This is a genomic window from Brachybacterium epidermidis, from assembly GCF_015209585.1.
Classification (GTDB): domain Bacteria; phylum Actinomycetota; class Actinomycetes; order Actinomycetales; family Dermabacteraceae; genus Brachybacterium; species Brachybacterium epidermidis.
On the sequence record NZ_JADEYR010000006.1, the window covers coordinates 120,054 to 141,926 of the forward strand.

The 21,873-nt window shown below is 72.1% G+C and carries 17 protein-coding genes; 9 read left to right on the forward strand and 8 right to left on the reverse strand.

Features of this window, described 5'->3' with window-relative positions:
• Positions 1–67 precede the first annotated feature (67 nt).
• The 3 genes from IOE58_RS07840 to IOE58_RS07850 are packed head-to-tail and all read right to left on the reverse strand — an operon-like array spanning position 68 to position 2,248.
• Positions 68–1,111, reverse strand: coding sequence for an Fpg/Nei family DNA glycosylase (locus IOE58_RS07840; protein ID WP_193865845.1), 1,044 nt, complete (start codon positions 1,109–1,111; stop codon positions 68–70).
• The gene (locus tag IOE58_RS07845) at positions 1,111–1,584 is read right to left on the reverse strand and encodes a ribose-5-phosphate isomerase (RefSeq protein ID WP_193865846.1); all 474 of its coding nucleotides are present in this window, start codon (positions 1,582–1,584) and stop codon (positions 1,111–1,113) included. The genes IOE58_RS07840 and IOE58_RS07845 overlap by 1 nt, the downstream gene beginning before the upstream one ends.
• Before the next feature lie 31 nt (positions 1,585–1,615).
• Positions 1,616–2,248, reverse strand: a complete 633-nt coding sequence (locus IOE58_RS07850; RefSeq protein WP_396121489.1) for a mycothiol-dependent nitroreductase Rv2466c family protein — start codon at positions 2,246–2,248, stop codon at positions 1,616–1,618.
• 133 nt (positions 2,249–2,381) lie between these two features.
• Here IOE58_RS07850 and IOE58_RS07855 point away from each other — a divergent pair, with 133 nt between their 5' ends.
• Positions 2,382–4,202, forward strand: coding sequence for an ABC transporter transmembrane domain-containing protein (locus IOE58_RS07855; RefSeq protein WP_259891270.1), 1,821 nt, complete (start codon positions 2,382–2,384; stop codon positions 4,200–4,202).
• Positions 4,199–6,031: an ABC transporter ATP-binding protein gene (locus tag IOE58_RS07860; protein WP_193865847.1), complete on the forward strand. Its 1,833-nt coding sequence runs from the start codon at positions 4,199–4,201 to the stop codon at positions 6,029–6,031. The genes IOE58_RS07855 and IOE58_RS07860 overlap by 4 nt, the downstream gene beginning before the upstream one ends.
• A gap of 131 nt (positions 6,032–6,162) precedes the next feature.
• Here IOE58_RS07860 and IOE58_RS07865 read toward each other — a convergent pair whose 3' ends face one another.
• Positions 6,163–7,401 (reverse strand): hypothetical protein, encoded by a 1,239-nt coding sequence (locus tag IOE58_RS07865; protein ID WP_193865848.1) that lies wholly within the window; start codon positions 7,399–7,401, stop codon positions 6,163–6,165.
• Positions 7,402–7,411: 10 nt separating this feature from the next.
• Between IOE58_RS07865 and IOE58_RS07870 the strand changes: the two genes are divergently transcribed.
• From IOE58_RS07870 to IOE58_RS07890, 5 genes are all read left to right on the forward strand, one after another.
• Positions 7,412–8,644, forward strand: coding sequence for a serine/threonine-protein kinase (locus tag IOE58_RS07870; protein ID WP_193865849.1), 1,233 nt, complete (start codon positions 7,412–7,414; stop codon positions 8,642–8,644).
• Between the two features lie 201 nt (positions 8,645–8,845).
• Complete coding sequence (locus IOE58_RS07875) at positions 8,846–9,502, forward strand: ribonuclease FAU-1 family protein (protein ID WP_193865850.1); 657 nt, start codon at positions 8,846–8,848, stop codon at positions 9,500–9,502.
• Positions 9,503–9,660: 158 nt separating this feature from the next.
• Complete coding sequence (gene pepN / locus IOE58_RS07880; protein WP_193865851.1) at positions 9,661–12,216, forward strand: aminopeptidase N; 2,556 nt, start codon at positions 9,661–9,663, stop codon at positions 12,214–12,216.
• A gap of 44 nt (positions 12,217–12,260) precedes the next feature.
• Positions 12,261–13,190 carry a mechanosensitive ion channel family protein gene (locus IOE58_RS07885; protein WP_193865852.1) on the forward strand — a complete coding sequence of 310 codons (930 nt, stop codon included), beginning with the start codon at positions 12,261–12,263 and terminating at the stop codon, positions 13,188–13,190.
• Positions 13,191–13,199: 9 nt separating this feature from the next.
• Complete coding sequence (locus IOE58_RS07890; RefSeq protein WP_193865853.1) at positions 13,200–13,622, forward strand: globin; 423 nt, start codon at positions 13,200–13,202, stop codon at positions 13,620–13,622.
• A gap of 28 nt (positions 13,623–13,650) precedes the next feature.
• Here the strand turns inward: IOE58_RS07890 and IOE58_RS07895 are convergent, their stop codons facing one another.
• On the reverse strand, positions 13,651–14,133 hold the full coding sequence (locus IOE58_RS07895; RefSeq protein WP_193865854.1) for an acyl-CoA thioesterase: 483 nt from the start codon (positions 14,131–14,133) through the stop codon (positions 13,651–13,653).
• A 226-nt stretch (positions 14,134–14,359) separates the two neighbouring features.
• On the opposite strand from IOE58_RS07895, the gene IOE58_RS07900 reads away from it, so the two are divergent.
• Positions 14,360–15,304 carry an acyl-CoA thioesterase gene (locus IOE58_RS07900; protein WP_193865855.1) on the forward strand — a complete coding sequence of 315 codons (945 nt, stop codon included), beginning with the start codon at positions 14,360–14,362 and terminating at the stop codon, positions 15,302–15,304.
• Here IOE58_RS07900 and IOE58_RS07905 read toward each other — a convergent pair whose 3' ends face one another.
• Both IOE58_RS07905 and glgP read right to left on the reverse strand, forming a co-directional pair.
• On the reverse strand, positions 15,305–16,624 hold the full coding sequence (locus IOE58_RS07905; RefSeq protein WP_348981925.1) for an ABC transporter substrate-binding protein: 1,320 nt from the start codon (positions 16,622–16,624) through the stop codon (positions 15,305–15,307).
• A 28-nt stretch (positions 16,625–16,652) separates the two neighbouring features.
• Positions 16,653–19,211, reverse strand: a complete 2,559-nt coding sequence (gene glgP, locus IOE58_RS07910; protein ID WP_193865856.1) for an alpha-glucan family phosphorylase — start codon at positions 19,209–19,211, stop codon at positions 16,653–16,655.
• Positions 19,212–19,544: 333 nt separating this feature from the next.
• On the opposite strand from glgP, the gene IOE58_RS07915 reads away from it, so the two are divergent.
• Complete coding sequence (locus tag IOE58_RS07915; protein WP_193865857.1) at positions 19,545–21,212, forward strand: RNA polymerase sigma factor; 1,668 nt, start codon at positions 19,545–19,547, stop codon at positions 21,210–21,212.
• 138 nt (positions 21,213–21,350) lie between these two features.
• On the opposite strand, the gene IOE58_RS07920 is transcribed toward IOE58_RS07915, so the two are convergent.
• Positions 21,351–21,873, reverse strand: a 523-nt coding sequence (locus IOE58_RS07920) for an ATP-binding cassette domain-containing protein (RefSeq protein ID WP_193865858.1), incomplete at its 5' end; no start/stop codon positions are given.

The following is a 21,873-nucleotide window of genomic DNA, read 5'->3' on the forward strand; positions in this document are numbered from 1 at the left end:
GCTGGTGTCCGTCGGCCGTGGTGAGCGAGCCCTGCTCGAGCAGCGGGGCGGGCGCGGGCAGGGCGGGTCAGGCGGCGGGGCCGGGGAGGTCATGCAGATCAGCGTAGGCCCACGGCGCGGCTGGGTTCTCGCGGATCCACGCGGCGCGTCGGGTCCTCGCGGTCTGGCAGCGCGGGCACCAGTAGACGGTGCGTCCGGCCAGCTCCTGGGACCTCACCACCGTCCCGCACAGGCGGCAGGGCAGGGTGTGGCGGTGGTACACGTAGAAGGACTGCTCGCGCGGGACCACGGTGGGATCCTCGTCGCCGTTCTGGCGAGTGCGCTCCATGATGCGGGGGTCCAGCAGGCGGTGCTCGGGCTGGGTGGTGACGATCCGGCCGGTGCGGGCACCGTAGTGCATCAGCGCCACCAGGTCCTCCCAGATCCCCTCGACCATCGACCTGCTCAGGGCCTTGCCGGGGACGAAGGGGTCCAGCCGCGCCCGGAACAGCAGCTCGGCGCGGTAGATGTTGCCGATGCCCGCCACCACCTCCTGGTTCATCAGCATGGTGCCGATCCCGGAGCGGGAGCCCACCACCCGTGACACGAACTGCTCGGGGTCGGCGTCGGCCCGCAGCGGGTCCGGGCCCAGGCGGTCGATGATCGCCTGCCGGCCGGCACCGTCCAGGAGGGTGCAGGCGGTGGGTCCGGTGAGGTCGGCCAGCCCGCAGGGCCCCTGGATGCGCAGTCGCGTCGTGGGCCGGGGCAGCAGGTACTGCCAGTCCGCGGTGCCCGCGTCGAGGGAGCGCTCCTGCTCCCCCACCCGCACCCGAGGAGCACCGATCGCGTGCATGCGCGCGAAGCCGGGCTCACCGGCGAAGGTCCACGAACCGTACAGCCCCAGGTGTACGTGGACGAACCGCACCACGGGCGCGTCCAGGTCGACGTCCGCACTGGGGGCGAAGGCCAGGAACAGGTGCTTGCCCACCGCCTCGGCTCCCAGCAGCACCATCCGGTCGATCTGGGCGGCCTCGGAGAACCGTCCCTGGGGGCTGGAGGTGTGCACCCGCTGGCCCACCAGGCCGTGGCCGAAGGCCTCCGCGAGCCGGTGGACGGTATGGCCCTCCGGCATCAGTGCTGCTCGGGTGTGCCGTACCCGCCGGTCCTCTCGAAGCCGGCGATCAGGTCGATGCGCCGCTGGTGGCGCTCCTCGTGGCTGAAGGGCTCGGCCAGGAACAGGTCGATCAGGCCCTCGAGCTCCTCCTCGGTGTGCTGGCGGGCGCCCACGGAGATCACGTTGGCGTCGTTGTGCTGGCGGGCCAGCTTCGCGGTGTCCTCGTTCCACACCAGCGCGGCCCGCACACCGGCCACCTTGTTGGCCGCGATCTGCTCGCCGTTGCCGGAGCCGCCGATCACGACGCCGAAGGAGCCGGGCTGGGCCACCACGGCCTCACCCACAGCGGTGCAGAACGGCGGGTAGTCGTCCAGGGCGTCGTACTCGTGGGCGCCGTGGTCGGTGACCTCGTGGCCCTTGGAGCGCAGCGCGGCCACCAGTCGGTTCTTCAGCTCGAAGCCGGCGTGGTCGGTGCCGATGTGCACGATCATGGTTCAGTTCCGTCCTTGCTCCATGGGGCTGTCAGCTGAGGTCGATGCCGCCGGTGCGGCTGCGCTTGAGCTCGTAGAAGCCCTGCACCGACGCCAGTGCGCGCAAGCCGTCCAGCAGGCGGCCGGCCTCCTCCCCCTTGGGGGCCGGGGACACCACGGGGCCGAAATAGGCGGTGCCCTCGCCGAAGGAGATCACCGGGGTGCCCACGTCGTCGCCCACCATGTCGATGGCGTCCTGGTGGGAGGCGCGCAGCGCCCGGTCGGTGTCGTCGCCATCGGCCGGATCGTAGGCGTCGATCAGCCCGGCGGGCAGGCCGGCGTCCTCGAGGGCCGCCACGGCGGTGGCCCGTCGATCCTCCTTCTGCCCGCCCACGTGGTAGCGCTCGCCCCAGGCGGTGTACCAGCGGGCGAAGGCCTCGTCCCCCTCCGTGCGGGCGATGTGGATCGCCAGCCGCGCGGCGCCCCAGCTCTGGTCGGTGCTGCGGCGGTAGTCGGGATCCAGGTCGCGGCCCTCGTTCAGCACGGCCAGGGACATCACCCGGAAGCGGGGAGCGATCTCCCGCACCTCGGCCGCGTGCAGCAGCCAGCGGCTGGTCATCCAGGCGAAGGGGCAGGCGGGATCGACGAACAGCTCGACGGTGGGCTCGACATCGGTGGTGCTCACGCGGGTTTCCTCTCCTCGGGGGTGATGGACCCATTCTGTCACCGCGCCCGTCAGCGTGCTGACGTGACCGGCACTACACCATCAGCCTGCATATTCGTTTGCGACCGGGCTCAGCGCGGGGAAGGATCGACGGGTGCACGATCCCTCTCCCCCGCTCGCGACCGCACCCGTCCCCGATCCCGCCTCTGCCGATCCCGCCGCCCCGCGCCCCGGGGTGCTGCGGTCGATCGTGCGCGCCCATAAGAGGATGCTCGCCTGGGTGCTGCCGTTGGCGGCGATCTCCGAGGGCATCGAGATGCTGGTGCCGATCGGTCTGGGCCTGGTGATCGACCACGGCATCGTGGCCGGCGACCTGCGCGTGACGATCCTGGGTGCCCTCGCCGTAGTGGCGCTGCGCCTGGTGGGCACCGTGTGCTGGATCCTTACCTTCCTGGCCTCCCAGAAGGCCTGCATGCTGGAGCGGCACCGCCTGCGTGTGGCGATGACCGGCGCGGTGCTCGACCCCCGCTCCCGCGGCATCGACCGGCCCGCCGGGGAGGTGCTCTCCATCGCCACTTCCGATGCCGACAAGGCCTCGGACGTGCTGGACATGCTGCCCTGGGTGGTGCCGTCCCTGCTGGTGGTGCTCGGCGCGACCGTCTGGCTGACGGTGCTGGACGTGTGGCTGGGCTTGGCGATGCTGCTGGGCATCGTGGTGATGGTGGTGGTGATCCGGGTGATCACCCCGACCCTGTCCAAGCGGTACGACGACCAGCAGTCCCAGGCCGCCGAGGCAGCCGCCACCGCCACCGACCTGGTGCACGGCCTGCGCGTGCTGCAGGGGCTGGGTGTGCAGTCCCGTGCCCGCGCCCTGTACCGCCGCCGATCCCGGGTGGCCCTCGAAGCAGCCCTGGTCAACGCCCGCTACTCCGGCATCTCCAGCGGCCTGACCACCCTGGTGACCGGCCTGATGCTGGCCGCCGTGGTGGTGATAGCCGCCCAGCGCACCCTGGCCGGTGACCTCTCCATCGGGGTGCTGATCGCCGTGGTGGGCGTGGCCCGCACCGTGATGGGGATGCTGCAGGGCCTTTCCGGTGCTCCCGTGTGGTGGGCCGGCATGTCGACCTCGGCGCGCCGTGTGCGCGACCTGCTGGGCGATCTGGGCCGCACCGTGGACGACGAGGAGCTCACCCTGGAGCGCCTGACCACGCAGCGCGACGACCGCGGCGGGGGCCCCGGCGGTCTCGCCGAGCGCCGCGGCGCCGCTGGCGGACTGCACCTGGACTCCGTGACCACCGGCACCCTGGACAGCGTGGACCTCACGGTCGATGACGGCACCGTGGTGGCCGTGGCCTGCGCGGATGTGCGCGATGCCGACGCCCTGGTGGAGACGGTCTCCGGCCGCACCGACGGCGGGGCCCGCGTGGGTGACCGCCCGATCACGCCGCAGGAGCGGATGCAGCTGCGCGCTGATCTGCTGGTGGAGCCGCACGTGGTGGACCTCTTCGACGGCACCCTGCGTGAGCAGCTGGCCACCCGCGCACCCGACACGGCGGCCACCGACGGCTCCGACGACGCCTGGGCCGATGCCGCCCTGCATGCCGCCGGTGCCGGTGACCTACTGCGGATCCTGCCCGAGGGCTACGACACCCGGATCCTGGACCGTGGCTCGAACCTCTCCGGCGGGCAGCGTCAGCGCATCGCGCTGGCCCGCTCCGTCGCGGCCGACCCGCCCGTACTGGTGCTGCAGGACCCCACCACCGCGGTCGACGCAGTGACCGAGCAGCACATCGCCGAGGCGCTGGTGGCGGCACGCCGCCGCACCGACCGGGCCACCCTGATCGTCACCCGGGCCCCGGCGCTGCTGCGCCACGCCGACCGGGTGGTGTACCTGCGCTCCGGGCGGATCGTCGCCGAGGGCGACCACGCCGAGCTGATGGACCTCGAGGACTACCGGGAGATGGTGCAGCGATGAGCATGATCGACTGGAACCGCTCCGTCGAGGAGGTCCTGGGCGATGACACCACCGCCCAGCGGCAGCTGGACGAGCACGCCCAGCTGCTGCCGATCGCCAGCGGCGGCCAGGCAGCGCGCTTCATGCTGGCGCGGCTCAGTGAGCACCGCTGGTTCACGGCCGTGACGCTGCTGATCACCATCGGCAGCGCGGTCGCCGCGGCGATCCTGCCCCGCCTGATCGGTGCGGCGGTGGGCGTGGTGGACTCCGAGGGCACCTCCCGCGCCGTGTGGGCGCTGGGTGGGCAGATCGTGGCCGTCGGCGCGGTCCAGGCCGTGCTGATGGCGGTGGGCTGGACGATGATCTCCTCGCTGGGACAGCGGATCCTGGCCGGGATGCGCGAGGACGTGATCGACCGCGCCCTGGACCTGCCGGCCCAATCGATGGAGCAGACCGGCATCGGCGACGCCCTCTCCCGCGTGGCCGACGATGTGGACGTGGCCGCCCGCGCCGTGAACAACCTGGTGCCCAACCTGATCCAGCTGGGCTTCCTGGTGGTGGTGACCCTGGCCGGCATGGCCACCCTCTCGCCCTACCTGCTGCTGATGGTCGTGGTGATCGTGCCGCTGTACGTGCTGGCGGCCCGCTGGTACCTGCGCCGCACCGCCCCGCTGTACCGCAAGGAGCGAGTGGCGATGGGCGCCCGCGCCCAGGGCCTGCTCTCCGCCATCCACGGCATCCCCACCGTCAACGCCTACGGCATCGAACGCCGCGAGACCCGCCACGTGGCCGTGCTGTCGGAGACCGCCGCGGTGCTGAACATGCGGGTGATGAGCCTGGTGGGGAAGATGGTGGCGCTGATCAACATCCCGGAGTCGATCGCGCTGCTGTCGGTGATGGTGATCGGCTTCGCGATGGTGCACCAGGCGGGCGCCCCGCTGGGCCTGGTCACCGCGGCCGCGATCTACCTGGTGAGCCTGTTCTGGCCGATGCTGGCGTTCATCTTCAACCTCGACGACGTCCAGAGTGCCGGGGCGAGCCTGTCGCGCATGGTCGGGGTGATCACATCGATCGACCCAGCCGCTTCCCCGGGCCCCCAGGTCCCGCAGGACTCCTCGATCCGCCTGGAGCAGGTCTCCCACTCCTACACCACCGACGAGGACGGTCAGGAGCGGGTGGTGCTGCACCCGATCGACCTGGACATCGCCGCCGGGGAGACGGTGGCCCTGGTGGGCGCCTCCGGTGCCGGCAAGTCCACCTTGGCCTCGATCATCACCGGCACCCTCACCCCCCGTCACGGGCGGGTGCTCCACGGCGGGGCGGATCTGGCGCGTGCCGACATCGAGGCCGTGCGCTCGCACGCCTCGATCGTGAGCCAGGACGTGCACGTGTTCCGCGGCACCCTCGCGGAGGACCTGAAGCTGGCCCGCCCCCTCGCCACCGAGGAGGAGCTGTGGGCGGCGCTGCGCACCGTGGAGGCCGATGCGTGGGCCGAGCGCCTGCCCAAGGGCCTTGAGACCGAGGTGGGCGAGAAGGGCGAGCGGCTCAGCGCCGAGCAGTCCCAGCAGCTGGCACTGGCCCGGATCGCCCTGCAGGACCCGGCCGTGCTGGTGCTGGACGAGGCCACGGCCGACGAGGGCTCCTCCGGCGCCCGGGTGCTGGAGCGGGCGGCGCTGGCGGTGGCCGCCGGTCGCACCACGGTGATCGTGGCGCACCGACTCTCCCAGGCAAAGGAGGCCGACCGCATCCTGGTGATGGCAGAGGGCCGCGTGGTCGAGCAGGGCCCGCACGAGCACCTGGTGGCACTGGACGGCGTGTACGCCCGGCTGTGGGAGGCCTGGAGCAGCTGAGCCCGGCTGGGCCCGCTGATCAGCGTCGCCTGCGCCCCCACAGCACCGCCGCCCCGGCGACCCCGGTGAGCACCGCGACCACCGCCAGCAGGCCGGCGGTCCCCAGCATCACCAGCTTCCCCATCCCCAGCTCACCGAGGAACCCGAGGTCGCTGAGCCCTCCGGAGGAGCCGCTCGGCAGGTCGCCCAGCTCCAGCACCTCGGAGGCGCCCTCGGCCGCCTCGCCCTCCACCTCGAGGGTGAGGATCAGCCGCACCGGGTCCGCCCCGGCCGCAGCGGCACCCTCGGGCCGCTGCAGGCGCTGCACCATCACGGTGTGGGTGCCGGGCAGCCAGGCGCTGCGGATGGATGCCTTCTCCGAGGAGCGGTTGCCGACGGCGACCGGGGCCGTCATCCCCCACCCTCGATGGCCCCGCGCTGGGACAGGGACTGGTTCCCCCGCCCACGGCGACCTGGTCGCGCACCGGGTTGCGGGCCAGCACCACCAGCTGCCCGGCCTCCTCCCCCACTTCGGAGACGATCTCGGTGCGCCACCGCAGCCTCTGCCCCTCCCCCACGGGGACGGAGACGAAGCCGACCTCGCCGGGCACCAGCTCGATCACGTAGGAACCGGGCTCCACGGGAAGCGCACCGCTGAAGGAGCGGCCCAGCTCGATCGGCTCGGACTGCGCGGGGGCCACGGGTGAGGCACCGGAGTCGGCGATCTCCTCGTCGACAGAGGGGTCCCCGCCCGCGGTCCCGGCCGGCTCGATGGCGATCTGCACCTCGATGGGAAGCGGCTGATCGGCCAGCCGGGTCCCCATCCTGGTGACCTTGAGGAACAGCTCGGTCCCGGCGCAGTCCTCCGGTCCCATCGGCCCGGAGACGCGCACCGTGGTGATCGGACCGTCGGCCGTGTGCGTCTCACCGTAGGTGCCGGTGCTGGAGTCGTTGCAGTCGTCCCCGCCGGCGGTCACGAAGGCCAGCCCCACCGAGAGGTCCTGGTAGTCCTCGGGCACCCCGGACCCGTAGGGCGGGGCGGCGATGACCGCGGCCGCGTGCACCCTCTCGCCCTCCCCGACCGCGATCCGGTAGTACTTGGCGGTGCCGTCCCCGCTGACGTCGGCACCGCCCTCGGCGAAGGAATCGCGGTGCAGCCCGGGAGCGACGGTGGGCGCCTGGGCGATGGAGGAGCCGCCCTCGATCTCGGCCCCGGCCGCCTGGTACGCGGTGGCCGGCGCCTCCGGCTCGTCGGCCGGGTCGGCGAGCGCCGGGGCGGATCCGAGGACCAGCACCAGCACCAGCGCCAGCAGCGCGGACGGCAGCGCGGACGGGAGCAGCGCGAGCCGCGTCGGCGCGGCCGCTCGCGGGGGATGGGGGTGCCCTAGCATGTGCACCATCATGTCCGATGTCATCGCCGGTCGCATCGAGCTCGTCGATCCCCTGGCCCGGGGGGCCACCGGGTCCCTCTGGCGAGCCGTGGACCGGCGCTACGGCGCGATCTGCGCGGCCAAGGTGATGCGCCAGCGCGACGGCGCCGACGTGCTGCGCTTCGTGCGCGAGCAGTCGGTGGGCACCGCGCAGGGACTGGGCGCCCACCCGCACCTGCTGCCGCCGTACACCTGGGTCGCGGAGGACGACACCATCGTGCTGGTGATGCCGCTGGTGCACGGCGGCACGGTGGCCGGGCTGCTGCGCACGTACGGTCCTCTCGCCCCCTCGCTCACCTCCCACCTGCTGGGCCAGCTGCTCGAGGCGCTCGCCGCCATGCACGAGAACCACTGGGTGCACCGCGACGTCAAGCCCGCCAACCTGCTGCTGGACAGCACCGGAAGCCAGGCCCCGCACCTGCTGCTGGCCGACTTCGGCATCGCCCTGCACGAGTCCGACGTACGACTCACCGCGACCGGACGCTTCCACGGCACCCCGGGGTACATGGCCCCCGAGGTCATGGAGGGCCAGAGCACCGGCCCGGCACAGGACGTGTGGGCCGCAGCCGCATGCGCCCAGCAGATGCTGGGCGGCGAGGGTGCCCGGCAGGGCCCGGCCGACAGCACGGATCCCGCCGCCGGCGCTCTGGATGCGCTGCTGCGCTCGATGCTGGAGCCGGACCCCGCCCGTCGGCCGACGGCTCGCCAGGCCCTCGAGCGCCTTCCCGCTCCCCAGGGAACGATCCAGAGCTGGTGCCGCAGCCGCGCCGGGGATCGGATCACGGTGCCGGACGGCGTCGAGCCGCTCGAGCCCGGATCGCTGGGGCACGGTCTGCGCGAAGTGGGACTGAACGGGCCCGCAGACCTTGCGGGTATAGCTCCCGGCCTGCACGAGCGGATCACCGCCCGCACCGGGTCCATCCCCGCCCAGGCACCTGATCCGCAGGAGGCCTCCACCGATGCGTTCGTGGACGAGCCCACCCGCGTGAACCCCGAGCGGCACCCCGCTGCGCTGTGGCACCCGGGGACGCCGCCGCCTGCCCCTGAGCTGGGGGCCGACGCCACGCTCCCGCAGCGTGCGGGACCCTCGGCCGTCGCCGCGGACCGCCCGCGCAGGGGAGCGGGTGCCGGCATCGTGCTGCTGACGATCTCCGGGCTGTCCGGTGCCCTCGCGCTGGTGCTGGCGTTGCTGGCTCTGGGCTGACCGACGCATCCGCCCGCGGATGTCCAGTGCCCCCTGGTCACCCAGCCGCGGCCGCGCTGATCCGGCGCGGCAGCAGGACGCCTGCGGGGAGGCGGGGTATGGTCGCCCCATACACCTTCCCCCTCGCGGGCAGTGAAGCAACGGACCGGTGACCGGTCGATCCGAGGCGTCCACGGGGGCCGATCCGGTCGGGAACCCATCATGCCTAGCAACCACCGCTGGTCGCCCGGCGACCAGGTGACCTGGACCTACTACACCCCCCAGCACCCCACGCACACCGTCCGCCCCGGCACCGTGGTGCTGGACGACGACCGCGGCGTGGTGGTGTGGATCGCCCCCGGCACCGAGGTGCTGCTGCCCGTGCTGGAATCCGGGGCCGCACTGCGTCGTGCCGGTGATGAGGGCATGTTCACCGCCCCCCGCGTGCAGTCCAAGCAGCTGTGGACCGGCAACGGCATCCTGATGATCGGCCTGCCGGGCCTGCCGTACTCGGTGTGGCTGTTCTACAAGGACGACGGCTCCCTGGGCTGCTACTACATCAACCTCGAGACCCCGTACGAGCGCACCGAGGAGGGCCTGCGCACGCGGGACCTGGTGCTGGACCTGGTGGTGTTGCCGCGACGCGACTGGCACTACAAGGACGAGGACGAGCTCGAGGGTGCTGAGCGCACCGGCTACTTCAGCGCCGAGGAGATCGAGGGCATCCGAGAGGCGGGCCGCCGGGCCGAGGAGCACATCGCCCGCTGGACCTACCCGTTCTCCGCAGGGTACGAGTACTTCTTCCCGGACCCGAAGTGGGGCATCCCGAAGCTCCCCGAGCACTACGAGTGGGACCTGGACCTGACCACCCGGCGGTGACGGGCGGGTACGGCGCCAGCGCCGTCGCGGTCACCCCGCCTGGCCGCGACCCTCACCACCGCCGCCTGGCACGTCGACCGCGACGATTCATGACCGTCCCGCCATTCCCTGGCCGGTTCTGAACAGGCGGCTGAGTTGTCGGTGGCAGGATGGAGGCCATGTCATCCGAGAACCTCACCCGCACCGAGGCGCGCCGTCGCGCCGCATTCCTCACCACCGACTCCTACGACATCCGCCTGGATCTCACGCAGGGGCCGGAGACCTTCCTGACCGAGACCACGCTGCGCTTCACCGCGAGCGAGGCCCGCGAGACCTTCGTGGACCTGATCGCCAAGCGCGTCCACGAGATCGAGCTCAACGGCGAGCTGCTGCGTGATGCCGCTTCCCGCTTCGACGGCGCCCGGGTGAAGCTGCCGGCCCTGACCGAGGGCGAGAACACGGTGAGGATCCTGGCCGACGGCATCTACATGAACACCGGTGAGGGCCTGCACCGCTTCGTGGACCCCGTGGACGACGAGGTGTACCTGTACACCCAGTTCGAGGTCTCGGACGCCCGCCGCATGTTCGCGTGCTTCGAGCAGCCGGACCTCAAGGCCACCTTCCAGCTGACCGTGACCGCACCGGCCCACTGGCGGGTCATCTCGATCGCCCCCACGCCTGAGCCGACGGTCTCCGAGAAGGACAGCACCGTTGCGACCTGGGAGTTCGGCCCCACCGAGCGGATCTCCACGTACCTGATGGCCCTGATCGCCGGCAACTACCAGGGCGGCGAGGGCAGCTGGCGCACCCGCGACGGCCGGGAGATCCCCATGGGCGTGTACGCCCGGGCCTCGCTGGCCGAGCACGTCGATGCCCAGAACGTGATCGACGTGACCGGGGCCGGCATCGACTTCTACGAGGAGTCCTTCGACTGCGACTTCCCGTTCCCCAAGTACGACCAGGTGTTCGTGCCGGAGTACAACATGGGCGCGATGGAGAACCCGGGCGCCGTCACCTATGTGGAGTCGTACGTGTTCCGCTCGGACGTCTCCGACGCGATCCGTGAGCGCCGTGACCTGACCATCCTGCACGAGCTGGCGCACATGTGGTTCGGCGACCTGGTGACGATGCGCTGGTGGGACGACCTGTGGCTGAACGAGTCCTTCGCCGAGTACGCCTCCACCCTCGCCAGCGCCGAGCGCACCCGCTGGACGGATGCCTGGACCACCTTCGCGGTGTCGGAGAAGGCCTGGGCGTACAACCAGGACCAGCTCCCCTCCACCCACCCGATCGTCGCCGACATGGTGGACCTGGAGGCGGTCGAGACCAACTTCGACGGCATCACCTACGCCAAGGGCGCCTCGGTGCTGCGCCAGCTGGTGGCCTACGTGGGCCAGGAGGCGTTCTTCGAGGGGCTGCGGGCGTACTTCCGCACGCACGCCTGGGGCAACACCGAGCTGAAGGACCTGCTGGTCGAGCTGGAGGCCACCAGCGGTCGCGAACTCGCCTCCTGGTCGCAGCTGTGGCTGCAGACCGCCGGGGTCAACACCCTGCGCCCCGTGCTGGAGCAGGAGGCCGACGGCACCCTCACCCGCTTCGCCATCGCCCAGGAAGCACCGGCGGAGCACACGACGCTGCGCCCGCACCGCCTGCGGGTGGGCGGTTTCAGCCTCGAGAAAGATGCCCTGGTGCGCACCCACGAGGTGGAGCTGGACGTGGACGGTCCCCTCACCGAGGTGCCGCAGCTGACCGGCAAGCGCGCCGATCTGTGGCTGTTGAACGACGGCGATCTGACCTACGCCAAGGTGCGTCTGGATCCGCGCTCTCTCGAGGTCGCGATGGAGCACCTGCGGGACCTGGACGATCCGCTGGCCCGCACGCTGCTGTGGTCGGCCGCCTGGGACATGGTGCGCGACGCCGAACTGCCCAGCCGTCGCTTCCAGCAGCTGGTGCTGACCAACATCGACCGCGAGGAGTCCTCCTCGGTGGTGCGCCCCCTGCTCAGCCAGCTGGAGACGGTGGCGGGCCGCTACGCCGCCGAGGGCGACCGCGCCGCCCGCACCGCCGGGGCCGCCGACGCCCTGTGGGAGCTGGCGGGCTCGGCCCCGGCAGGCTCCGATGCCCAGCTGCAGTTCCTGGAGGCCTTCGCCCGCCTGGCCTCCACCGAGCAGCACCGGGAGGTCCTCGCGGGCCTGCTGGACGGCTCCCGCACACTCGAGGGGCGCACGATCGACACCGACCTGCGCTGGAAGCTGGTGATCGCCCTGTCGGCCCTGGGTGGGATCGATGCCGCCAGCATCGACGAGGTGCTGGCGAAGGACGACACCCAGTCCGGCCGCAAGAGCGCCTTGACCGCGAAGGCGGCTCAGCCCACAGCGGAGGCGAAGTCCGAGGCGTGGCGCCTCACCGTCGAGCAGGACGAGCTGCCCAACGAGTCCCTCACCGCCGTGGTGCAGGGCTTCAACCGGGTGCTGGATCCGGCGCTGATCGCCCCTTATCAGGAGCGCTACTTCTCGATGCTGCAGAAGGTGTGGGACAGGCGCTCCAACGAGATCGCCAACCGCCTCGCCCAGGGCTACTTCCCGGACTCCTACGGCGACCGCTTCGTGCTGGATCGCGCCGATGGCTGGCTGGCCGACCATGAGGACGCCCCCTTCGGTCTGCGCCGCGTGGTGGTGGAGGGCCGCGACACGGTGGCCCGGGCCGTGCGGGTGCGCGGGGCCGACGTCGACTGAGACCGGGTCCGACAGGCCATGCCCCCGGCGCTATCGTCGGGGGCATGGATCTGTTCGCCTCACCTCCAGCCGAGGACGCCCTGGATCTCGCCGACAGCCTGTGGCACTGGATGCTGACCAGCGGTGTGCGGATCGTGGTGATCCTGCTGGTCGCTGCGCTGCTCAGCGGGGCGGCCAGCTGGCTGCTGCGCCGCTTCTTCCGGACCATGATCGAGGGCTCCTCGAAGCTCACCAGTACGGCCGGCTTCGTGGTCAAGCGTGACCGCAGGGCCCTCATGGCCGCTCAGGCACGTCGGGCTCAGCGCGCCGAGACCCTCTCCAACGTGGCCCGCAACGTGGCCTCGATGTCGATCTGGGCAGTGGCACTGGTGATGGTGCTCTCGGAGATCGGAGTGAACATCGCCCCGGTGATCGCCTCCCTCGGCGTGCTGGGGCTGGCGGCCGGCATCGGCGCCCAGACCATCATCAAGGACGTGGTCGCGGGCGTGGTGATGCTGTTCGAGGACATCGTGGCCGTCGGCGACGTGGTGGATCTGGAGTACGCCACCGGCACCGTCGAGGAGATCAACCTGCGGGTCACGCAGGTGCGCTCCGTCGACGGGGTGCTGTGGACGGTGCGCAACGGCGAGATCATCCGCATCGGCAACATGTCGCGCGGCTTCGCCAATGCCGTGGTGCTGCTGGATCTGGATCCCGCATCCGACAACACGCAGGTCACCGAGGTGCTGGAGCAGGTGACCGCGGAATTCACCACCGATCCCGCCTGGGTGGACGTGGTCCAGGGCGATGCCACCGTCAGCGGGATCCTCGGGGTGGACGGCTCCCACGTGCAGCGCCGGGTGCTGGTGCAGGTGGCCCCGGGTGAGCAGTGGGGCGTGGAGCAGGAGCTGCGTCGGCGCATCACCGCGGCCTTCCGGGAGGCGGGCGTGAGCTTCGCCCTGCCCCGTTTCAGCGACGTCGCCCAGAAGGGCTGAGAGGACCCCATGAGCAGCTTCTACGAGGAGATCGGCGGCGAGGACACCTTCGTGCGCCTGGTGGACCGCTTCTACGAGGGCGTGGCGGAGGACCCGCTGCTGCGCCCCATGTACCCGGAGCAGGAGCTCACCGGCGCGAAGGACCGGCTGCGGATGTTCCTGGTGCAGTACTGGGGCGGGCCCAAGGACTACGGGGCCACGCGCGGACACCCCCGCCTGCGGATCCGGCACGCCCCCTTCCCCGTCTCCCCCGCGGCCCGGGACGCCTGGCTGCGCCACATGCGCGATGCGGTGGACTCCCTCGAGCTGTCCCCCCTGCACGAGCAGACCCTGTGGGACTACCTCGAGCGTGCCGCCCACTCCCTGGTCAACACCGTCGACGGCGGACAGGCACCGATGGCGGGCCAGGCCGTCCCCGACCATCTGGAGTGAGCGCGCGCGGAGTCCGGGAGTAGGCCCGTCAGCCGCGGAAGGTCAGCGGCTCGGCGCGGTAGCGCTCCAGTCGCTCCCGGACCTCGTCCCCCAGGCGCACGGGCGCGCCGGTGGTGGCGTCGATGGTGACCATCACGGTGCGGGCGCGGGTCACCGGGCGTGCGCCGTCCGGATCGTCCTTGGTCAGGACCAGGTAGTCCACATCCATGCTGGCGCCACCGAGACGCGAGACCCACAGGCGCACGATCACCCCTTCACGGCGGTGTCCGAGTGTCGCGACGTACTCGATGCGCTGGGATGCCACCACGGTGCTGATCTCCGCACCCACACCGGCCGAGCCGAGCGCGGCCGGTGAGTCGGGCGCCCCCAGGGCGATCTCCTCGGCGGTGGGCTGCCAGAAGGCGGCGATACGGCCTTCCTCCAGCAGCCGCACCATCGCAGCGTTGTTCACATGCCCGTACGCGTCCAGGTCGGTCCAGCGCACGGCGACGTCGATATCAAGATGAGCCACGGCCTCATTGTCTCAAGGCGCAGCCGGCTGCGCGACCGGCGCAGCACCGGCCCAGGGAGAAGGGGTGGTCGCCTGCATGCCCACTATGCTGGCAGCCGGCCCCCCGGTGTCGCATCGCTCCCGGGACCGATCTGCGCCACCGGGCCGTCGTACCCGGGTCTGACCTGCCCCGGACAACCTGAGTAGCATGATCCGGTCCCGCGCCGCCGTCCCAGGAGAGCACCCCATGCCCCAGACAGACCCCTCGCCGTCCGCCGCCCTGCTGGACCTGCTGGACCTGCGGGAGGTCGAGGCGGACCCAGCGGTGGCGACCCCGGCCACGGTGGCCTCCTTCGAGGGGGACTCCTCTCCGCAGCCGGGCGGTCACGTGTTCGGCGGCCAGGTGATGGGCCAGGCGGTGACGGCGGTGGGCCGCACGGTCCCCGAGGGCCGGCGCATCCACTCGATGTACTCGTACTTCCTGGCGCCCGGTGATCCCTCCCACCCGATCCGCTTCCAGGTGGACACGCTGCGCGACGGCGGCTCCTTCTCGGTGCGGCGGGTGCTGGCCACCCAGCCCGCCCGCCAGGGCGAGGACGGAGCCGACGAGTCCGGCAGCGGCGGGCCCCGCACGATCCTGGCGATGACCGCCTCCTTCCAGGAGCAGCAGGAGGGCCTGGAGCATCAGGAGCGCGCCCCGGAGGCGCCGGGGCCCGAGGACCTCCCCACCACGGCGGAGGTGCTGGCGGGACTGGAGCACCCGGTGGCGAAGTACTGGTCCACGCAGCGGCCGATCGACATCCGGCACGTCACCGACCCGATCTACCTGGGGCCCGACGCCGCGGGCACCGAGACCCAGCTGCTGTGGATGCGCACCCTGGACCCGATCGACGCCGCACCGCTGGTGCACGATGCGATCCTGGCCTTCGCCAGCGACTACACGCCCTTCGAGCCGATCCTGCGCCGTCAGGGGCTGAGCTGGATGACGCCGGGGCTGCGCCTGGCCACCATCAACCACGCCATCTGGTGGCACCGCCACGTGCGGGCCGACGAGTGGCTGCTGTACGTGCAGCGCTCCCCCTCCGCCTCCGGTGGCCGCGGCCTTACCCAGGGCCAGCTGTTCGACCGCGCCGGGAATCTGGTCGCGACCGTCACCCAGGAGGGCATGATTCGGGTCAAGCAGCAGGGCTGATCAGCCGGCGGCCTCGTTGGCGGCGTCCTGCGCGCGGGCCATGGCCTCGTTCACATCGGCCTCGCCGCGGAACACCTCGCCGATGATCGGCAGGGCCGCCGAGGTGCCCTCGGCCGAGCGCAGCCCGTGCTCCGGGCGGGCGGGGTTATCCGGTGCCGGACCGATCACGGTGGTGTCGACCCCGGCGCCGCTCCAGGCCTCGTCCCACGCACCGCGCAGATCACGGTGGGCAGGGATCCCCAGTCGGGCCTCGGCCAGGGGGCGCTGCGCGTCGATGCCGCCCAGCCAGGTCAGCAGCTCCGCGATCTCCGCGGTGCGCTCCTCGCTCGTGACGGTGCGGCCCACCGCGGCGATCGCGTGCACCAGCGGCCGGGTGCCCTCCGGGCCGGCCACCACGGGATGCAGGTCCCAGGCGAAGGCGCCGTCGATGCCCTCGACCAGCGCTCGCAGGTCGTAGGTGCCCGTCTGCAGCAGCCCCAGTGATCCCTGGGTGAACAGCTCACGGCACAGGCCGGGCTTGGCCGTGGTCTCCGCGCCGGTGGGAGCGAGGTGAGCGCCGGCCATCCCGGCCAGGTAGCGCACGGCGGCCACACCGGCCTCGGAGGCGAAGGTGAAGGTGCCGTCCTCGTGCTGCCAGGTGCCGCCCGAGGCGGCGATGAAGGGCCCCAGCACGGCGGTGCGGTCGGGATGCGCGCTGAACCCGGTCACCTGCCGGGTGGCCGGATCGAAGCCCTCCTCCCCGGCGCGGCGCCCCTCGGAGTCCACGGTGAGGGCCAGGGCGAGATCCCGCAGCGGGTCGCTCTCGGCCCACAGGTCGAAGCGCAGGTCCCCGGGCAGTCCCCCGGCGGCGTCGACCAGAGCACGGTTGACCACCAGCACGGACTGCTCCCACAGCTGGGGAACGCCCCACAGTCCGTCCTCGCGGCGGTAGAGGTCCGCCGCGACCGGCTCCCATTGCGCCGCGAGCTCGCCCGCCACCGCCCCGACCTCCACCAGGTGGTCGCCGCCCAGGTACTGGTCCAGGTGGGCGGTGTTCATCCAGAACACGTCGGGCAGGGACTGCTCGGCCGCGTCCAGCGGCAGCTGGCTCCAGTAGGTCTCCCAGCCCACCACCTGGACCTCGACCTCGATGCCGGTGGACTCGGTGAACGCGACCAGCGCCTTCTCGTACACCCCGGCTGCCTGCTCGTCCCACACCCGCAGGCGCAGGGCGTCGGTGGGCTCGGGCGCGGACTGCCCGCCCGGGGAGCATGCGGGAAGGACCCCGATCCCGGCCATCCCCGTCGCAGCGGTGAACAGCAGCTGGCGACGAGTGGGCACGGGCGGGGTCCTCCTCGGGGCGGGCGGCTCAGGCGGTGGTGACCAGCCCGAGCTCGGCGCGGGATGCGAGCACCGGATGCTGCGGGGTGACCCGCACGGTGTACCCGACGGTACCGGGATGAGCCAGGGCGAAGCGAGCCGCCCAGCGGCCGTCCTCCCCGCGCTGCAGCGGCACCAGGCGCCCGTCGATGATCTCACCGTCGGAATCCACCGGACCGATCACGGCCTCCACCAGCACGTCCTCATCGCGCAGGCCCGCCTGCTGGACGTCTGCGGAGAGGGTCACCTCGGCGCCGGTGGGCACGGTGGCACCGCGGCCGCCCTCGAGGCGCACGTCGCTCACGGAGACCTTCGGCCACACCTCGGCGACCCGCGTCCTCCAGGAGGCGAACTCACCGGCCAGCGCGGGATCGGCGCTGAAGGCACCCGCGGCGCGGGCGGCCGGCAGGTACAGGTCGGTGACGTAGTCGCGCACCATGCGGGCGGCCACGATCTGCGGTGCCACCTTCACCAGGGAGGAGCGCACCTTCGTCATCCAGCCGCGCTGCAGACCGCGCGCATCGCGCTCGTAGAACAGCGGCACGATGCTGTTCTCGAGGATCTCGTACAGCGCCTCGGCCTCCATGCGGTCCCGCTCGCCGCGGTCCTCGACCTCGGCGGTGGGGATGGTCCAGCCGGACTCGTCGTCCTTCATCTCGTCCCACCAGCCGTCGGAGATGGAGAAGGTGAGCCCGCCGTTGAGCACGGCCTTCATGCCGGAGGTGCCGGAGGCCTCCTCCGGGCGGATCGGGTTGTTCAGCCACACGTCGGAGCCGGCGATCAGCACCTCGGCCATGCGGATGTCGTAGTCCGGCAGGAACGCGATGCGGTCGCGCACCCCGTGCTGGTCCGTGAAGCGCACCATCTGCTGCAGGAACTCCTTGCCGGGGCGGTCCGCGGGGTGGGACTTGCCGGCGATCACGATCTGGACCGGACGATCCGGGTCCAGCAGGATCCGCTTGAGGCGCTCCGGGTCCTGCAGCATCAGGGTCAGGCGCTTGTAGGTGGAGACGCGTCGGGCGAAGCCGATGGTCAGCACGCCGGGGTCAAGGATGTGGTCGGTCCAGGCCAGCTCGGCCTCGTCGGCGCCGCGGCGCAGCCAGGACTGCTTGACGTGCGCCCGGGCCATGGTGACCAGCTCCGCGCGCAGGGTGTCGCGCGCTTCGCCCAGGTCGTGGTCGGTGAGGGAGGCCAGGGCGCTCCAGTCGCTCATCGAGGAGATGTCGACGTCGCCCATGGCCTTCTTGTACAGGTCGTCCATGGGGCCGGAGGTCCAGGTGCGGCGGTGCACACCGTTGGTGACCGAGCCGATCGGCACCTCGGGCACGTCGAAGCCGGGGTAGAGCTCCCGGAACATGCCGCGGGAGACGGCGCCGTGGAGCTTGGCCACGCCGTTGGAGCGCTGGGCGATGCGGAAGCCCAGGTGCGCCATGTTGAAGATGTCCGTCCCGTTCTCGATGCCGAGGGCCAGGGCGGCCTCCACCGGCAGCGAGGGGATCAGGCGGGAGGTGCCCGCGGCGTCGGCGTCGAGGTACCTGCGCAGCTGCTCCGCGCCGAAGCGGTCGATGCCGGCGGGCACCGGGGTGTGGGTGGTGAACACGGTGCCGGCGCGCACCTCGGCCACGGCCTCGGCGAAGGAGGCGCCCTCGCCCATCAGCTGGCCCACGCGCTCCAGGCCGGAGAAGCCGGCGTGCCCCTCGTTGAGGTGGAACACCTGCGGGGCGGGGAAGCCGGTGGCCTCGCTGTAGGCCTTCACGGCGCGCACGCCGCCGATGCCCAGCACGATCTCCTGCAGGATGCGGTGCTCGTGGTCGCCGCCGTAGAGGCGGTCGGTGATCTCGCGGGCCTCGGCGTCGTTGACCTCCAGGTCGGTGTCCAGCAGCAGCAGGGGGATCCGGCCCACCTGGGTGCACCACACGGCCACGGCGACCTCGCGCTGCCCGGGCAGGGTGAGGGTGACGGTGAGCTGCTCGCCGTCCTTGCCCTGCACCGGCTGGACGGGGAGCGTGGCGGTGTCGTTGTGCTTGTAGTTCTCCTGCTGCCAGCCGTCGCGGTCCAGGGACTGGGAGAAGTAGCCCCACTGGTACAGCAGGCCGATGGCGACCATCGGCACGCCGAGGTCCGAGGCGGACTTCAGGTGATCGCCGGCCAGGATGCCCAGGCCGCCGGAGTAGATGGGGAGCGTGGGCGAGATCCCGAACTCCATGGAGAAGTAGGCGACAGCGGGGGTGGGGGCCCCGGTGCTGGGGACGGTGCGCTGGAACCAGCGGCCGGAGTCGAGGTAGGTGTTCAGGTCCCCCACCTCGGCGCGCATGCGCGCCAGGAAGGTCTCGTCGCGCGCGGCCTCGGCGAGGCGGCCCGCGGAGACCTGGGAGAGCATGGCGATGGGGTTCTGGCCGCTGTCCGCGAAGGCCTTCGCGTCCAGCCGCGTGAAGAGGTCCAGCGTCTGGCGACGCCAGGTCCAGCGGAGGTTGTAGGCGAGTTCCCGCAGAGGCTCGAGGGCGGCGGGGAGGTCAGAGGCGACCGTGATGGTGGAGATGGACTTCATGGGTCCACCGTACCCGAGGTACGCCGGGACTCTTGCACATTCCTTGCAAGATTCTCCCACTCGTCATCATGGCTTTGATCTTCTGTGGCCTGCAACGATCTGTGCCGACTGCTGGAGAGTCGTCCGCGCTCGCGAACCCTTCAGGACAGGGTTTCGCAAGTTCTTGCACTGGCGTGGGCGGGGGCCCGGCGCATCGTGCCTGGGTTCTCGGGCAGAATTCCTGAGCGAGCGTCGGCAGAATGGGACGCGTCCGCGCGTCGGGACGCCCGGGAGGAGCCGGGGCGCCCGGGAGGAGCCGGCGCGGCAGATGACGGGGTCACAGGAGGCGGGAGCATGAGCACCGAGGGTCATGCCGGGGAGACTCCGGCGATACCGGAGGACACCCTGGATCTCGGGGACCGTCTCGACCCGGTGCGCACCCTGCTGCGCCGCGCGGCCGGGGGCGATCAGCGGGCGGCCAGGGCCCTGGTGGACGTGCTGGGACCGCGCATCCACGGCCTGGGCGTCCACATCACGGGATCGACGGCCAAGGCCGGCAGGCTCACGGTGTGGGTGCTGCGCTCGTGCCTGCGCGATGCCGGTCAGCTCGCCGCGAGCGGCCTGCCCGGGGAGGCCGCGGTGCTGGACCGGGCCCGTCGTGCCGCCGTCGCCACCGAGCCCAGCGGCGACGTGCGCTCCCTGGTCGCGCCCGACGCGGTGAGCGACCGCACCCGGGACCGCCGGGAGGTGACGGTGATGCGCGCGCTGCTGGATCTCCCCGCCCGCGAGCGGGCCCTGGTGGAGTCGGCCGCGCAGGGACGCTTCCCGTACACGGGCACCGCCCGACAGCAGCCCGCGATGGTCCTGGCCCGCCTGCTGGACTCCCTGGTCCCCTTCGGCCAGCCCGGGGGTGGGGCGGGCACCGATGGCGCCGGTGTCGAGCGGGGAGCGCTGGCCGCGCTGGACGCACTGGCGCTGGCCGACGACGGCGAGCGCGCCCGTCTGCGCGCCCTGACGGCCGGCACCGATGCGGTCGGGGTGCACCGCCATGCCATCGAGGCCGCCGCCCAGCTGACCCTGCTGACGGCCGTGGCCCCCTCCCGTGACCTGCACGAGGCCGTCCTGGAGGGCTTCGGCGCCTCAGGGACCGGACACGCCCCTGCCCCAGGACAGACGCACTCCCCGGGGCGGACTCCGGCGCCAGGGCACGCAGCACCGCCCGCATCCCGGCAGCCCGAGGCCGCCTACCACGGCACCTACGCCACGCCTGTGCTCGGCACGGACACGCAGCGCCGCCTGGTGGGGCCCCCCGCGATGACCGGCGGCATGCCCTCGGGCGTCCCTGCGCAGGCCTCCGCACCGCTGTCGGCCCCCGCTCCCCCGCCGCAGGCCACCGGCGGCGCCGGGCCCGGCAGCAGCGCCAGCGGCCCCGGTGCCGCGCCCGCTCCGGCCTTCGCCTTCTCACCACGGGACGACGCCGAGCTGTCCCGCCGTCGGCGTCGTCAGGCGAAGGCGCGAGGCCGGGCGGAGCGGGACCGTGAGCGCAGCCCCTGGCCCACCCGCATTCTGGCCGTCGTCTCGACGCTGCTGCTGATAGGGGCGCTCGTGGCCTCCGGCCTGCTGCTCGATGCTCGTCGCGATCTGGCCGAGGCCCGCGCGTTCGCAGCGACCTGGAGCGAGCTCAGCGTGCAGGAGGACGCCCGCCCGGTGCCCGGGCTGAGCGACAACGGCACCTGGCGGGCCATCATCACCGAGAACCGGGCGGCCCTGTGGGCCGAGGGCGTCTCCGAGTACGAGCGGGACGGCGACCAGGAGGAGGTGCTGCAGCTGTGGGGCGAGCGCGATGGCATCCCGGTGGACCTCGGGGTGCTGGAGGTCCCCCGCGACGGCACCATCCAGGTGGTGGTGCCCGAGCGCGTGGACCGCTTGCAGGTCACCCGGGAGCACGCCCCGCAGAACCGCTCCGGCACTCCTTCCGAGCGGGTGGTGGCGAACCTCGATCCTGAGCTGTCCGGGACGTGACGCTGTCCGGGACGTGACGCCGTCCGGGAGCCCGGCAGGTGATCTCAGCGCCCCTGGCCCCGGACACGACACGGCCCCGCACCCGGGGGACGGGGCGGGGCCGGTCGGCGGGCCGTGCGCGTGCGCGGTCGCGGGAGTTCAGTCGCGGGTGAGGCGACGGTAGGTGGCGCGGTGGGGGCGGGCCGCCTCCTCGCCCAGGCGGGCCACCTTGTTGGCCTGGTAGGACTCGAAATTGCCCTCGAACCAGTACCAGTTGGCGGGGTTCTCCTCGGTACCCTCGTAGGCCAGGATGTGGGTGGCCACGCGGTCCAGGAACCAGCGGTCGTGGGAGACCACCACGGCGCAGCCGGGGAACTCCAGCAGTGCGTTCTCGAGCGAGCCGAGGGTCTGCACGTCCAGGTCGTTGGTGGGCTCGTCCAGCAGCAGCAGGTTGCCGCCCTGCTTGAGGGTGAGGGCCAGGTTCAGGCGGTTGCGCTCACCGCCGGAGAGCACCCCGGCCTTCTTCTGCTGGTCCGGGCCCTTGAAGCCGAACTGGGAGACGTAGGCGCGGGAGGGGATCTCCACCTTGCCCACCTGGATGAAGTCCAGGCCGTCGGAGACCACCTCCCACAGGGTCTTCTCGGGGTCGATGTTCTCGCGGCCCTGGTCCACGTAGCTGATC